This window comes from Hymenobacter metallilatus, from assembly GCF_003944705.1.
GTDB classification, from domain to species: domain Bacteria; phylum Bacteroidota; class Bacteroidia; order Cytophagales; family Hymenobacteraceae; genus Hymenobacter; species Hymenobacter metallilatus.
The window spans coordinates 145,749-161,007 of sequence record NZ_RWIS01000012.1; the positions used below are offsets into that span (position 1 = coordinate 145,749).

General features: G+C 60.7%; 12 protein-coding genes. 3 read left to right on the top strand and 9 right to left on the bottom strand.

The genetic code is table 11. The features are described from left to right. The first annotated feature begins 64 nt into the window (after positions 1–64). Positions 65–2,017 (top strand): alpha/beta hydrolase family protein, encoded by a 1,953-nt coding sequence (locus tag EI290_RS17105; RefSeq protein ID WP_185817050.1) that lies wholly within the window; start codon positions 65–67, stop codon positions 2,015–2,017. Here the strand turns inward: EI290_RS17105 and EI290_RS17110 are convergent, their stop codons facing one another. From EI290_RS17110 to EI290_RS17120, 3 genes are all read right to left on the bottom strand, one after another. Then, a complete protein-coding gene (locus EI290_RS17110; RefSeq protein WP_185817051.1) occupies positions 2,018–3,877 on the bottom strand; it encodes a prolipoprotein diacylglyceryl transferase family protein in 1,860 nt (619 codons plus the stop codon). It lies immediately after the preceding gene. A gap of 405 nt (positions 3,878–4,282) precedes the next feature. Next, entirely contained in the window at positions 4,283–5,800 is a 1,518-nt protein-coding gene (locus EI290_RS17115; RefSeq protein ID WP_125432860.1) for an SDR family oxidoreductase, read from the bottom strand. Positions 5,801–6,086: 286 nt separating this feature from the next. Next, entirely contained in the window at positions 6,087–6,686 is a 600-nt protein-coding gene (locus EI290_RS17120) for a sce7726 family protein (protein WP_125432862.1), read from the bottom strand. A gap of 169 nt (positions 6,687–6,855) precedes the next feature. Here EI290_RS17120 and EI290_RS17125 point away from each other — a divergent pair, with 169 nt between their 5' ends. Both EI290_RS17125 and EI290_RS17130 read left to right on the top strand, forming a co-directional pair. Then, on the top strand, positions 6,856–7,062 hold the full coding sequence (locus EI290_RS17125; RefSeq protein WP_125432864.1) for a hypothetical protein: 207 nt from the start codon (positions 6,856–6,858) through the stop codon (positions 7,060–7,062). 57 nt (positions 7,063–7,119) lie between these two features. After that, positions 7,120–8,772: an ArnT family glycosyltransferase gene (locus EI290_RS17130; RefSeq protein WP_125432866.1), complete on the top strand. Its 1,653-nt coding sequence runs from the start codon at positions 7,120–7,122 to the stop codon at positions 8,770–8,772. Positions 8,773–9,125: 353 nt separating this feature from the next. On the opposite strand, the gene lysA is transcribed toward EI290_RS17130, so the two are convergent. The 6 genes from lysA to EI290_RS17155 all read right to left on the bottom strand — a co-directional run bounded on the left by lysA (position 9,126) and on the right by EI290_RS17155 (position 14,830). Next, positions 9,126–10,268: a diaminopimelate decarboxylase gene (gene lysA, locus EI290_RS17135; protein WP_125432868.1), complete on the bottom strand. Its 1,143-nt coding sequence runs from the start codon at positions 10,266–10,268 to the stop codon at positions 9,126–9,128. An 81-nt stretch (positions 10,269–10,349) separates the two neighbouring features. Next, positions 10,350–11,684 carry an aspartate kinase gene (locus EI290_RS17140; protein WP_125432870.1) on the bottom strand — a complete coding sequence of 445 codons (1,335 nt, stop codon included), beginning with the start codon at positions 11,682–11,684 and terminating at the stop codon, positions 10,350–10,352. 149 nt (positions 11,685–11,833) lie between these two features. After that, positions 11,834–11,980: a hypothetical protein gene (locus EI290_RS22500; protein WP_185817052.1), complete on the bottom strand. Its 147-nt coding sequence runs from the start codon at positions 11,978–11,980 to the stop codon at positions 11,834–11,836. 203 nt (positions 11,981–12,183) lie between these two features. Then, positions 12,184–12,699 carry a hypothetical protein gene (locus EI290_RS17145; protein ID WP_125432872.1) on the bottom strand — a complete coding sequence of 172 codons (516 nt, stop codon included), beginning with the start codon at positions 12,697–12,699 and terminating at the stop codon, positions 12,184–12,186. Between the two features lie 161 nt (positions 12,700–12,860). Next, positions 12,861–13,628, bottom strand: a complete 768-nt coding sequence (locus EI290_RS17150) for a slipin family protein (RefSeq protein WP_125432874.1) — start codon at positions 13,626–13,628, stop codon at positions 12,861–12,863. Between the two features lie 209 nt (positions 13,629–13,837). Beyond that, complete coding sequence (locus EI290_RS17155; protein WP_125432876.1) at positions 13,838–14,830, bottom strand: hypothetical protein; 993 nt, start codon at positions 14,828–14,830, stop codon at positions 13,838–13,840. Positions 14,831–15,259: the final 429 nt, after the last annotated feature.

A 15,259-nucleotide genomic window follows, 5' to 3' on the forward strand; every position in this document is an offset into this window, starting at 1 on the left:
CATGCAAATTGTTACGCCCTTTTCACTGATTCGTGGAAAGGGCGTAGCTTTTGGTTTGAATGCTATGAAATGTGGTGGGTTCCTGGCGCTGCTGCTGGTATTGAGCTGGTCGGCGGCAGCGCAGAAGCAATACAACGTCCTCGATTGGAAAGCCCCGGCTACGCTCAGCACCTACCTGTTCCAGCAAATGCACGGGCAGTACCAAGCGCGGCAGGCAGCCTGGCAGCAGGCCATACAGTCAAGAGAGGCATTGCAGACCTACCAGGACAGCGTGCGGCAACGGTTTCGGCGGGCACTGGGGCCGCTGCCGGCGCGTACTCCCTTGCGGGCCAGGATAACCGGTCAGCTACGGAGCCCGGGGTTTGGCATTGAGCGGCTGGTGTACGAAAGCACCCCCAACCACCACGTTACAGCCAGCCTGTACCTGCCGGATGGCAAGGGCAAACGGCCCGCTGTACTGCTGTTCTGCGGGCACGAGTCCGAATCGAAAGCCACGGAATCCTACCAGAAAACGGCCGCTCTTTTCGCCCGCAACGGCTTTGTAGTGCTGGTTATCGACCCTGTCTCCCAAGGTGAAAGAATGCAGCTGACGGATGCAGCCGGAAAGCCCCTCACCCGGGGCGGAACTACCGAGCACACCCTGCTGAATGCCGCTGCTACCGTGCTGGGCCGCACCGCACCGGCCGCAGAGCTTTGGGACAACGTGCGCGGCCTGGATTACCTCCTGACCCGTAAAGAAGTAGATGCAGCCCGCGTGGGCTGCCTCGGCAACTCAGGTGGGGCCACCCAAACAGCCTATTTCCTGGCCCACGATGAGCGGGTAAAAGTAGCGGCGCTGTGCAGCTACGTTGCGGCCGGGGAGCGAAACCTGGAACTGACTGGTCCGGCCGATGGCTGCGTGATGCTGCCCGGCGCCGGCACCGCCTGCCTCGACCTGGCCGATTACCCGTTGCCCTTCGCGCCCAGGCCGCTGCTGCTGCTCGCCGGCCGCTACGACTTCGTGGACTACCCCAGCATGGAAGCTACCTGCGCCGAATTGCGGCAGGCCTACGCCCGGCTGGGCCAGGCCGAAAACATCCGGTTGTTCACCTATGATGATGGCCATGGTATTTCCCGCCCCAAGCGCGAAGCGGCCGTGCGCTGGTTTTGCCAGCACCTGCTGCCAACAGCCACACCGGTACCCGAGGATAACCTGCCGGTGTGGCCTGAAACCGCATTGCGCGTAACTCCCACCGGGCAGGTAAATACCACCTACGCTGCCGAACAAACGTTGGCGGCTGAGTACCTGGCAGCCGGCCGGCACTTGGTAAAAAACCGCCCGGTTCGTACCCTGGAGCAACTGCGGCCCTTGGTGGCCCGGCAGCTGGCTTTGCCTGTGCCGGCCGGCCCGGTAGCCGTAGAGCAGAAGGATTCGGTGCTGCAGGCCGGCGGGTTGTGGCTGCATCCGCTCATTCTGCGGCAAGCCGGGGAGCCGCCCTTGCCCGCCTTGCTCTGGCGCCCCCGGGGCCCGGTGAGAGAAGTGGTGCTAGTATTACCCGCCGAAGGAAAAGCCTCCCTGGCCGATAGTACCGCGCTGTTCCGGCAGCAGCCCCCGGGCACGGCCGTGCTGATGGCCGACCTGCGTGGCCTGGGTGAAACCGCCGACCCCAGCCAGTTCAACGACCCCAAATACTATAATCAGGAGTACCGCCCGGCTTTGCTGAGCCTGCATTTGGGCCGCCCGCTGCTTAGTCAGCGCGTTTCGGACGTGAATACGCTGCTGCGCTTTATAAGCACGGATGCCCACCTGCAGATGGTCGCCGTGCAGGTGCTGGCAACGGGTAGCGCTGGTCCTGTGGCCCTGCACGCTGCAGTGCTGGCACCAGTCATCCGGAAAGTAGTGCTGCGTAGTAGCCCCGTTTCCTGGCTGAGCGTACTGGAAAATCCCACGCAAAAGGATGCGTATTCCTGGTTGCTGCCCGGCGTACTGCTGCACTACGATTTGCCGGAGCTGCGGCAGTTAGTGCCTGCCCGGTAGCTAGCGGCGTACCCGGACGGGTTTCGGCAGCGGAATGCGGTAGCCTACCCGCAGGTGCAGCTGGTGCAGGCGGGCGAAGTTGGTGGCCGCGTAGGGGTAGAAGGTAATGCCAGTTTGCCCCAGCCGTAAGCTGCCGCTGACAAACCCCATCTTTGAGCTTCCTTTGTTTTCTGCAAAGGCCATTCCCAGCAGTAGATGGCGGCCATCCAGCTGGCCCAGCCCCGAGCCAAGGCTTAAGCGAGCAGTCGGGTTGCCGACTCCCAAACCGCCCTGGTTGACATCGGCCTGCACGTATAGTTTTTCCCGTACCCCGGCCCACACTCCCAGATCCAGACTGACTTTCTGGAATTCAGGATCCTCGGTAAGCGAATTCGTTCGGCCTTGGTGGTGCAGGCGGCCCAGTTGCAGGCCAGTGCGGTAGCCAAAGCCCAGCTTGCCCGGCCGCAGTGCCGAGGTAAACTCCACGTAAGGATTCACGCTGAACAGCGCCAGGCTGCTGTCCGCCACGGCCAGCACGGTGCCGGTAGGAGGGTCCAGAATCTGATAGGCAATCTTGTCCCGGCCCCGCCACACGCCCACGCCAAAAGTGGTGTGCCGGGCATTGTCCTTGTGCAACTCCACGGTGGCACCCTGCACGGCGTAGCGGTGGTCGTAAGTAGTACGGGTGAGAGGACCCGAGCATCCGCCCCCATCCTGCACGTCCTCGAAGTAGGCTCCGTTACCAGCTCCCGCCGTTATTTCCAGCGTAGTAGTGGTTGAATCGGCGGGTACCTGGCTGGTTAGCACGAATACTACCCATGCCAGGCCCAACGGCAGAGCCACCCGCGTCGGCCGAAGCTGTTTGGCCGAGCCCCGAAGAGCAGCCCCGGCCTCCAGCACGAGTACCGTGAGCAGCAGGGCCTTCATCACCAGAATTTCGGGTAAACTAAGGGCTGAAGTACCCAGCCAACCCGTAACCAGCAGCAGCAGCGCCACGGCCAGCAGGTTCAACCGCGGCCGGACCGTCGGGAGCTTCTCGTACTGCGGATAAGCGGTAGCCGGCTGCCGACGCAGCTGCCATATCCACAGGCCTAGTAGCCCGGGCGCCAGTACCAGCAGCACCCACTGCAGCTCGTTCATCACTAGGCCACTGTGTTCATGCACGGTTGCGCCTACTGGCTCCCCCGCCGCATCCCGCCAGAACTCAATCAGCCAGCGGCCAGCCAGCAGCAGCCCCAGGTGCAGCAGGTTGCGGCTGCCCCCCGGCCAGGGTTTGTGGCGCGTGCCCAGCAGCAGGGCCCCCACGCCCGCGCACAGCAGCAAGGTATACAGTTGAGTGGGGTGCACGGGCAGAGAGTGGGCTGCGCTGGCCGAAATAGCACCCTGGGCTACCTGAGCCACATAAGGCCAGGTGCCAGGCGCATACGTGAGGCCCCAGCCCCCGGCCGTAGCCTCCCCGAAGCAACACCCCGTCAGCACGCAGCCCACGCACTGTACAGTCAGAGCTAGGCACATGGGTAGGGCAAAGGCATCGAACATCTGCCAGCTGAAGCCCAGCGGGCGGCGCAGCAGCAGCAGCAACAGCGTACCGCTCAGGGCCCCGCCCAGCACCGAGCGGGCCCCGGCCGCGGGCCAGCGGCCGGTAGTCAGCAGCTGTTGCCACTCGGGGCCCGACAACGCCAGCAGCTTGGTGCCCAGAATGAAGGCCAGGGAGGAGCAGGCCAGCACTACCAGCCAGGAGCGCATGGGGTAGCCCCGCCGCCAGCCCTCCCGCAGCAGGAGCACTAAGTTCAGGCCCGATGCCAACACATAAAACGGGGTGTAATAATCGGCGTGGGCAGCGGGTACGGCCCAGTGAAGGGAAGGTAAAAAAGTAGCCATAGGAATGCGGCAAAGGCTAGCCTGGGTTGTTCCGTCGGTCAAGGCAGTACAAAGGCCGCCTCTGCTTCCCATAAACTGGTAACAGAAGGCGGCCGGATGTTACAGTAATAACCAGTCGGCTAAGGGGGGGGCGGTGCAGCCCAACACAGAAGAATAGGTGGATGAATAACAAATGAAAGATATTTGGCTGCTGCGTTTCCTTGCCAACCAACCTCCACGCGCATCAGACTTTCTGTTGACTTATATTGTGTATTAATAAGATGATAGTCAATTAGATGAGAGGGTGTTTATGGGATTTTGTATGGAAAGAAGAATAAGTTGGAATTGGCCCAAAAACCAGCCGCCATCCTGCGGAGCGGAGCCCGGGCAGAACGGCGGCTGGGAGGAGGCGGCGCAAATTGGCCGTTAGGGCATTGCCGAAGTAGTGGTGGGAGCAGGGGCCGCATCGGGGAGGGAGCGGGGCTGGGAGGGCCCAGCTCCATACTGCACGATATTCTCAATCATGCCCTTGAAAATGATGAAGTGGAAGGGTACCAACGAGTACCAATACAGCCGCCCGGCCAGGCCGCGGGGCCGGAAGGCCGCCAGCTGCTCCAGGGTGTGCGAGCCGTCGTCGTGGGGCAGGATGCGGAACTGTAGCCAGGCCTCGCCGGGGAGTTTCATTTCGGCGTATAGGAGCAGGCGGCGGCCGGCGCGGTCGGCTACCAGCACCCGCCAGAAGTCGAGCGGGTCGCCGGCGCGCAGGTCGGTGGGGGAGCGGCGGCCCCGGCGCAGGCCCACGCCGCCCACCAGCTTATCCAGCAGCCCCCGGATACGCCAGAGCCAATCTACCTTGTACCAACCCCGCTCCCCCCCAATGCTCCACACGTTCTGGAGCACTTCCCGGGGTGGGCGGGTAAAGCGTAGCGTCTGCCGGTCAGTAAGCAGGCCGTACTGCGGAATCTGAATGTGGTCCATGTAGTTGCGCGGCATCACCCCGCTACTCAGGGCATCACTCCAGCTGCTCACTACCTCGTTCTGCTCAATGCGCTGGAAGGCCAGCTCCACGGCCGCCCGGTAGCGCATGCAGGTGTGGGGCACGGCTTTATCAATACTGCGGCCGGGGTCGGCCACGGTATCATTGCGCAGGCTCTCTACCAGGCTCTGGGCCAGGGAAAACGTGGTGCTGGTAACCAGGTACAGCCACCACGACGACAGCCGGGGCGTGAGTACCGGCACCGTAATAATGTAGCGCTTGAGGCCTCGCGCGGCGGCCAGCTCCAGCAGCATTTCCCGGTACGTCAGCACATCGGGCCCACCAATATCAAACGACTGTCCCAGGCAGGCCGGGTTGTCGAGCACGGTGGTGAGGTAGTGCATCACGTCGCGGATGCCAATGGGCTGGCAGCGGGAGTTTAGCCAGCGCGGGGTGACCATCACGGGGAGCTTCTCCACCAAATCCCGGATAATCTCAAACGAGGCCGAGCCCGAGCCGATGATAATGCTGGCGCGCAGCACCGTGAGTTGGGCGGTAGTGGCCTTGCGCAGCGTTTTCTCCACGGCCTTACGGGAGCGAAGATGCACGCTCAGGGCCCGGTCGTTGGCAATGCCGGAAAGGTAGATGACCTGCCGGCAGCGGCTGCGGTTCAGGTACTGGGTGAAGTGCCGGGCCGACTCCTGCTCCAGCCGGAAAAAGTCGGTGTCGTGTCCGCTCATGGAGTGCACCAGGTAGTAGGCTGCGTCAATATCCAGGGGCAGGTTGGAGAGCGAGTCGGGCTTGAGCAGGTCGGCCTCGGCCACTACAATCCGGTTGCGCAGGCCCGGTGGCAGCTCAAAGCGGCGGGCGTCGCGCACAAGGCAGGTTACCTGATGGCCGGCCTCTACCAGCAAAGGCAGCAGGCGTTGCCCAATATACCCATTGGCCCCGGTGAGCAGAATATTCATGGTAGCAGCGTTGAGAGGGTGTACCAGTGTTAACTGCTTTGCGGAAGGGAAGTTGCCGGGTGGTGCTTAAGCTGCGACATACACCAGCCCGTCAGGCTTAGCAAAGCCGGAGGCGTAGTCGAAGCATCTCGCGTGCTGATGGTGCTTCACTGCCTGGCCAAGGGTTAAACCCTGGGCCATGGAGTGGTCGTCGTTACAATATCATTCATACAGCAGAGGCAGATATGCTTCGGTTACGCTCAGCATGACGTTCCCTGTACCGGGGCTTTCGGCGCTGCTAACCAGCCTACCGTTTCGGGCGTTTGCGGCGCACCCGGGCCAGACGTTCCCGCTCGGCCTTGCGCTCAGCCCGCATCAGCAGGCGTTCCTCCATGCGGCCCATCAGCTGACGGCGCACGAAGTGAGCCAAGTCGGCAAGGGATACCAGGCGGGTAGTGCGCAGGAAACTCAGAATGTCGCGGCGGCGCAGAGTGCTCACGCCGGGCAGGCCCCGGGCCAGCAGGTACTGCTTGATTTCCTCTACCCGCAGCAGGCCGGCCACAGCGGGCCGCTCCACCGTGGCATTGTAGAGGGCTGGCCGGTGCAGCGTGAGGCCGGTCTCGGAGGCCACCAGCACGCCCACCCACTCGGGTAGCAGTGGCAGCAGCTTGGGCAGGTGCTTCTCCGTCACCACAAAAGTTACGAAGTCGTAGGCGCGGCCGTAGCAGGGCAGCTGCCGGGTCACCCGCTGCAACGTGTCCTGGTCGCCCTTGAGCTCGTAGCCGTGCATGAACTGCTCCGTAATATGCACCACATCGGCGCGGGTGGTGCCGGTGGGCAGCTCGTCCACGTACACGCCGCCCAGCAGCAGCGGATACAGCAGGGCGCGGATGTCGGGGTCGTTCATGGAGGGTAGAGGAAGCCCCGGCAAAGTTCGGTAGAACCCGGGGAATAACACCCTCGGTTTAGGGCGTGCGAACAGTTAACACAATGCACTATCAGAGAACACCCTTTCGAGCAAAGCCGAGGAAGGACGTTTTTTATGTGACTGTCCGCGCAGCCTAGTACATTCGAACATGAGCACCAAAATCGGCCGTTACCAGCTGAACCCAATTTTCTACGCCGGCCTCGTGTGGGTGGGAGTCGGATTATTCGGTAAGCACCAGACTACCTTTCTCATCCTCGGGCTGTTGTTTATGGTGATAGGCCTGAAGCGGATAGACCCTCCCTTACCGGAGGCAAAGCCATCCGATGACCCTGAGGGCGCCGCCGAAACGGACTAGCGGGGCTTTGTGGCTACCTTCGCGGCGGTTTTCTCTCTGCCGCTGATTTTTGCTCCTATGCCCTTCCCGATGACGTCGCGCCGCTGGCTCTGGATTTTTGTACTGGTGCTGGGCGCCGCGTTTCTGTGGCAGCTGGGCAGCTGGGGGCCGCTGGAAAGCAGCGAGGCCCGCTACTCGGAAATCGGGCGGGAGATGCTCACGGGTCAGGACTGGCTGCACCCGCAGCTGCTAGGCATCTACCACTTTCACAAGCCTCCGCTTACGTACTGGCTCACGGCGGCCGGCTTAGGCCTGTTTGGCCAGAACATGCTGGGCGTGCGCCTGCTGCCGGTGCTGGCCGTGCTGCTGCAGGTGGTGCTGGTGTACGGCCTGGGGCTGCTGCTGTTCCGCCAGGATCGGGCCCGGGCGTTGGCGGCGGCTGTCATCTACGGCACCTTGCCTGTGGTGCTCATCTCCGCCCTCAACGTAACTACCGATGCCTACCTGGCCACGCTGGAGCTGGCGGCGGCTTACGGCATTCTGCGCTATTACCACCAGGGCGGGGCGCGGTGGCTGTACCTGTTCTGGCTGGGGCTGGGGCTGGCCTTCCTTACTAAAGGCCCGGTAGGCTTTATTCTGCCCCTGATGGTGGTAATGGGGCACTACTTCCGGCAGGGACAGGCCCGGCGGCCGTTCACGATGCACCACGCCCTGGGGTTCGGGCTATTTGTACTGGTGGGCCTGAGCTGGTACCTGTATCTGATGGTCGAGAATCCGGCTTTTGTGCGCTATTTTCTGGTGGAGCACACCGTGGAGCGGTTTGCCAACGCGGCCACTTTCAACCGCAGCAAGCCGTGGTGGTTTTACCTGGTGCTGGCCCCCGCTACCAGCCTGCCCTGGGCGGTAGCCCTGGTGGCGCGGGCCGTGCGCACACCCTGGAGCACGGTGCCCCGGCAGTGGCGCAATGTGCTCATTTTCTGGGTGCTGCTGCCGCTGATGTTCTTCTCCCTGTCCAAATCCAAGCTGCTGCTCTACGTGTTGCCCATCTTCCCGGGCGTGGTGCTACTCACGGTATATTACCTGGGCCGCTGCACCGAAGCGGTGCTGCTGCGCTGGTACGTAGGCATTGTGGCGTTCTTCGGGTTGCTGCTGGGGCTGCTGTGCCTGCTGCCCATTCTGAGCACGGTGCTGCCGCTGAACCTGGAGGTGCAGCCGCTTGCGGCCGCATGGCCGGCGGCGGGCGTGGTGGCGCTGGTGCTTACGCTCACGCTCTGGAACCAAGTACGTATTGCGCCCCGCATATTGGTAGCAACCACCCTGTTCACCGGGTTTCTGCTACTGGCAGCCAAGCCCATTATGCAGCAGAATGAGCTACTCTTTAATGGGAGCCGGCCACTGGCCGGATTTATCCGGAAACAGGGGCTTACCAATCGTCCGCTTCTGGTGTACAACGAGTTACTGCCCTCTCTCGCCTTCGAGCTGGGCCAGATTCCGGTTTCTCTGTTCGATGGCAATGCCAGCCTCCAGCGCGAAACCCAGTTCCAGACCAACGACGCCTGGCGGCGGCAGCTGCTCAACCTCCAGGACCCACAGCAGGAGCCGGCCCTGGGCGCCTTACTACTCCAGCGGCCGGTGTTGCTTACTAAAGGCGAGCTGCGCCCCGAGCGCCAGTGGATGCTGCGCTACTTCACTCACTCCCAACAGCTGGGCAAGTGGACGGTGCGCTGGTAGTGTGCGTAACGTGCTGACTGGGTGTGGTTTTTATTCCGGCAAACCTCATGATGTAGTGGGTAGAAACCCATGCCGGTTGCTGCCAAATAGAAAAGCCGCTGCCAAAGGCAGCGGCTTTTTCTCAACGGGGTTGCGGCGAGCAATTTTTATATCCACCCTATTCCTGCGTCAGCCGCAACGCTTCACTGCGAGAAGTGTTCCTTTCCAATGCACTTCTCCAGCGCCGTGTGTTATTGCATCAAAGATAGAATAGCCACTGGCCAGGATGTTGAAACTTTGGATCAACCCCGACTTCTGCCAAGCCAATAGCTAATCTCAGGCGGTGAAGCCCGGTTAATAGCGCCGCCAGCGCACTACCGGTACACGGCTTCGGCCTTTTCACGGAGGTTATAACCCGAGGCCATAACCTCGCCGTAGGCCCCCGCCGAACGGAGGGCTACCAGGTCGCCGCGTCGGGTTTCGGGTAGTAGTACACCCTTGGCAAACGTATCCGACGATTCGCAGATGGGGCCTACCACGTCGTAGGGTAGTAGTTTGCCCTGACTGCTTAGGTTCTGGATGTGGTGGTGGCTACCGTATAGGGCCGGCCGGATCAGTTCCGTCATGCCCGCATCCAGAATGGCGAAGCGGACCTGCTGGCTCTCTTTCACGTATAATACCCGGCTCACCAGCGTGCCGCACTGCGCCACTACGGCCCGGCCCAGCTCTACGTGTACCTGCTGGCCCGGCCGCCGGTGCAGATGCTGCTCAAACGTGCCAAAATAGGCCGCAAAATCCGGAACTGGGTGCTCATCGGGCGCGTGGTAGTCGATACCCAGACCACCACCCACGTTGAGGTGAGGCAGTCGGTGGCCCCGACCTTCCAGCCAGATCTGGAGCTCATTGAGTTTACGGCTGAGCTCAGCAAACACCGTCAGGTTAGTAATCTGGGAGCCAATGTGAGCGTGCAGGCCAATCAGCTCCACGTGGGCCAGACTATCGAGGCTGTCGATAACGCCCGCCAAATCCTGCAGGCTGATGCCGAACTTGTTGGCTTCCAGGCCGGTGGTGATGTAAGCGTGGGTGTGGGCATCCACGTTGGGATTGATGCGCAAGGCCACCCGGGCCGTGCGACCTTGGGCGGCGGCCAGTTCGTTGAGCACCCGTAGCTCCGGTACCGACTCGGCATTGAAGCAGAAAATATCGGCCGCCAGGGCGCGGTTAATTTCCGCATCCGACTTACCCACACCGGCAAACACCACATGGTCGGGGGCGAAACCGGCTTCTAGGGCCCGCTGCACCTCGCCGCCGCTCACGCAGTCGGCACCCAGCCCCGCCTGCCGGATGCGCTGCAGTATGGGCAGGTTGGAGTTGGCCTTAAGGGCGTAGTGCACCTGAAAATTGCCGGGCCGGGCCGCCGCTGTTAGGGCTGCCAGGGTATGGTCCAGTAGCAGCAGGTCGTAGTAGTAGAATGGTGTGGGCTGCTGGGCAAGCTCCGGCGGAAGTTGAAAAGGCATGAAATGGTTAGCTGAGAGTCTGAGGGACTGGGTAATATACTCGTCGTGCTTCGACTACGGCTCCGCATGACATTCTACTTTTTATCGTAACCGCAGCTGAAACAGCCCGGCATTTAGCGCCTGCAAGGCCCGGGTTTTATCAGTGGTGCTTACCAGAATACTGATGTTGTTGGGCGAGCCTCCGTAGCTGATCATGCGTACCGGAATATCCTTGAGGGCCGCGAAGGCCCGGTGGGCTGCTCCATGTGAATCATGCTCCAGGTTACCGACCAAACAGATAATGCTCTGATTCTCATCCACTGCCACCGAGCCAAATCGGCCTAGTTCCTCCAGAATCTGGGGCAGGCGGGTGGCATCGTCAATGGTCAGCGACACGGCCACCTCCGAGGTAGTAATCATATCGATGGACGTGCGGTACCGCTCGAAAATCTCAAACAGGCTGCGCAGGAAGCCGTGGGCCAGCAGCATCCGGCTCGACTTCACGTTGATGGCCGTAATGCCATCCTTAGCGGCCACGGCTTTGATGGCTTCGGCCCCGGTACGGGTCGAAATCAGCGTGCCAGGCGCCTCGGGCTGCATGGTGTTGAGCAGGCGCACCGGGATTCCGTGCTTGGCCGCCGGCAGAATGGAGCTGGGATGCAGAATCTTCGCCCCGAAATACGCCAACTCAGCTGCCTCGTCAAACGACAACTCCCGGATGGGGTAGGTGCCCTGTACCACCCGCGGGTCGTTGTTGTGCAGCCCATCAATATCAGTCCAGATCTGAATTTCCTCGGCCCGGACGGCCGCCCCAATCAGGGAAGCGGAGTAGTCGGAGCCGCCGCGCTTGAGGTTGTCGATGGAGCCCTGAGCGCTGCGGCAAATGTAACCCTGCGTAATAAACAGCTGCTGCTGGGCGTAAGGGGCCAGAGTACTGGCCAAGTGCTCCTGAATGTAGGCCGCATCGGGCTCCTCATCCACATCTAGGCGCATAAAGTCAAGTGCGGGCAGCAAAACGGCCGGACGGCCGAGCACCTGCGTTACGTAGCGGTGCACCAGCAGAGTACTCAGCAATTCACCCTGAGCCAGAATGACCCGTTCCCCATCGCCGGAAAGCGGGGCCTGCGTGAGGTCCAGCAAGGTCTGGAAGTTCTGGTTGAGGTCCTGAATGGCCTGTTCCGCCACGGCGGCCTCGGGCAGCAGCTCGCGGGCCACCTCATGGTAGCGCTGGCGCAATGCCTCGATGCGGGTGGAAGCGGTGGTGGCATCACCGCCGTAAAGCAGCTGCCCGATTTCGACCAGGGCGTTGGTGGTGCCGCTCATGGCCGATAACACTACAATGCGCCGCTGCAAGTGGGGGGCGTGAATGAGCTCGGCTACTTCGCGCATACGCTGCGCCGACCCGACGGACGTACCGCCAAACTTGAGAACTTTCATAGTGCAGGAAACCGAATCGGAGAGTCGGGAAATGCGCCCGCCAGGTTGCGGGCAAAGTGAAACATCAGGTCAAAAAAAGAAGCGCCGACCCTGGGGAGGACCGACGCTTGGAAGTTCAGTGGTTGGGGTACGACGAACGGTTGCGACGGTCAGGTCGGGTTGCGTTTCTTCGATTTCTTCATCAGCTGCAGGCCCACGGGCAGGCCGGCGCACTTGCCGTTCTTGAGCGCTAGGCACACCGCACCAGCGAAAGCCGGTGAGGCAGCGGAAGCACAGCAAACAACAGAAATGGGCATGACGAAAGGTGGCAAAGACAAGAGCGGACGTAAGGCCCCGCGCCGTTTTGCGGCTGCAAGTACGGCTGCGGGGGCGGTATTTTCCAAATCAGTTCCTTAAAAAGTAGTTGTACTGCCGGCAGAGCGGTAGCGCGAAGCCTTCTTCGCGTTTCGCCGTGGGGTAGTGCTCGGTTCGATGAGACGCAAGGCAAGGCTTCGCACTACTACCCCGCTAACTGCTTTTTCACCCAGGCTGGTAGAGTGCCAGCCGCCTCCAGTTTTTTCAGCTCATCCAACTGCTTGTTTCGGCGGAAGCCCCCGGCCTGGTAGGCGCGCAGCATCGTCCGGATGCCCTCGGTGTTGAGCTGTACAGCATCTTTAGTTTCAGGATGCTGCAGCTGGTAGCGCGCCCACCCACCCATAAAGAGCATGAGCAGCTCCGAATCCTGGCCGGCTAAGTCGGCCACGTACTTCTGCAGCTGCACCGACACCGAGGAACTGCCGCTGATCCATTGAAACAGAAACTGGTCGGTTTCCTTACGCAGTGCGGGCTCTTGGTTCAGGGGCGTTTTTTCCAGCCAGTTTACTGCTGCAATAACCTGGGGCTCATATTCGGCATAGTCGTCGGCGGTTTGGAAAGAATATCCGGTAGGCACCTTGTAGCTGGTCTGGGCCCGGGCCGCCGAAGCTGTCAGCAGCAACGACAGCAGAATAGAGGCTAATAGTCGAAGTTTGTTCATGAGAATCAGTAGGATAGAGTAGGTGAAAATGCAGACCAAACTACCAAAAATTCGGGCTGCTTGTTAACGCGGAGCTGCATAAAACAAAACAAAAAACCACCGGTCGGGCCCTGGGGGCAGACCGGTGGAAAGGTGGGGTAGAATTAACCCTAAAGGAGTGCTTAGGAGCCTGAGGCAGCCCCTTGAGCCTGGGCAAAGCCGCGGGCCAGGTTGGTGAACTCCGAGGGAATGAGTACGACCGTAGTGGTATTGTTGTCGATGCCAATTTCGGAGAGCATCTGCATACGACGCAGCTCCAGGGCCATCGGGCTGCTTTCCATCTGCTTGGCACCCTGAGTGAGCTTCAACGAAGCTTCCAATTCAGCTTCCGCCTTGATGATGCGGGCCCGTTTCTCCCGAATGGCCTCGGCCTCCCGGGCCATGGCACGCTGCATGGATTCGGGGATTTCCACGTCTTTGATTTCCACCATCTCAATTTTCACGCCCCAGGTTTCGGTGGCGGCATCCACCAGCTGCTGCAGGGTAGCGTTGATTTGCTGGCGCTCCTTCAGCACCTCATCCAGCTGGTGCTGGCCGATGATGTTGCGCAGCGCCGTAACGGAGAGCTGGTATACGGCCTGGTTGAAGTTGGCCACTTTGATGATGGCATCCTCAGGGTTCACCACCCGGAACCACAGCACCGCGTTTACCTTAATGGTTACGGAGTCCTTGGTAATGGTTTCCTGCTGCTCCAGGTCCACGGTTTTGGTGCGGATGTCCACGGTAGTGCGGCGCTCAATAAACGGGATAATCCAGTACAACCCCGGCCCGCGCCGCCCGGCGTAGCGCCCCAGCCGGAACACAATGGCCCGCTCATATTCCTGAGCAATGCACAGGCCCATAAACAGTAAAATCAATCCAATACCCAGCAAGACAAATAACGTCGTCATGGAAACAGTGGCCTCAGGCCGCGAAATGTGATACAGTTGATACTCGGGAGCACACAGGCCGTGCCAATCCAATGGCCAATACTATAGAATGCCCGTGCAATCATTCGCAGGCATTTTTTTAGCGGGTGCTCAGCCGGCGGCTGTTGCGCCCCCTATCATTTTGGTAGGGTGGGGTGGTCGGAATGGAAGGGGGGGCAGACTTCGCGGCGCTACTTCTTACGGGTAATAGCTTCGGCCACTCGGGTAAGCCCACTGAGCTGATCGGGAGAGTTGCTGCTGATAATTACGTGGGCGCCCAAACGCTGCTTGCTCAAGGCATCTGGCACTAGCTGCTCGCGCCAGTACAGCTGCTGCTGGGGGTGGCTGAAATTCATCCAACGAATAGTTTTGCCCAAAAAGCGGCCGTCAGTAAGCATGGCGTCGGTGGGGGTCAGGCGCTCGTCCCGGTACCTAGGGCTGGGGTGGTTACCCAAGTACACTAGAATGCGGTTTTCGGTAGTCGAAAGCAGGGGCGTAAGCGGCCAGATGTTGTACACGTAGAAGTCATAGCTGTGGCGGCGGCTTACGTAATAGTTGTTCGGAAGCTGAAAAACCAGCTCGTCGTGAGTTTCCGTGCGGGCCTGCAGGTTAAGCAGCCGCCGGCCCGGCTGGATGGTGTTGAACACGGCCGTGGCCAGGGCATCGAATTCGGTGCGGCGCTGGAAGCCCGCCGGGTTCACGTAGGCATCCACCTCAAATACCGTATTGTCGAGGGTACGCACCAGCAGCCGCTGTAGCAGAATGGCCGATTCACTGGTGTCCGGGTGAGCCGCCAGGCTCACTACCGCCGTTACCGAATCGGTGGTTCGGATGACACGGGGCATTGAGGTAAACGGTCCAGACTCGAAACGGGCGGCTTCCTCCGTAAAATGACTATCGGCCAGGCGGAATAGCTCCCGCGCAAAGAACACTACCCGGCTCTTGTCAAAATCAAGAACAATGCGGGTTTCCAGTTGCTCATCGGGCTTGGCCGACATTATATCTACCGGTCGGGCCGAGCTGACCGCGCTGGCGGGGAAGTTCAGATAGGCCCGGCCGCCAAGCAACGGTAGTCGGTTGGGCAGGGCGGCTGCAGCAGACTGGGCTAACCCATCGTAGGCCGCGCAAAACAATGCGGCAGTCAGGCCCCACACAAGCGCCCGCAACGAATGAAACACATACATACAAGTAGAATGGCCAGGATGAGATATTGACGAAATATAGCAATGTCGGCGTGCATTCAGGAGCTTGATCAAGCAACGCGGAGTGTAGCAGTTCCATAAACAAGGCACAGTTGCAACACTTTGCATCTGCCCGTTGGACAGTGTTAAAATGATACCAACGAGGTGCCGCGCAGGGCAGCGTCCGAACCTGATACAGGCTACAACTCAAAAAGCCTTTCAGATAGAAGCAAGCGGTTACGCAGGGCTTACAGTGTGCATACCTAGTGCAGCAGCCGTAAAGTGGTTAAGCACACGTACAACTATCCTGATTATCCGCCTCCCTTTATTCTTTGCCCTCCACGCATCAGGCGGTGCCGGGTGCCGGGAAGTAAGGCGAACCACCAAAACGACCATGCCGCAATACGCTTGCTCACCCACATGAGTAGCTTC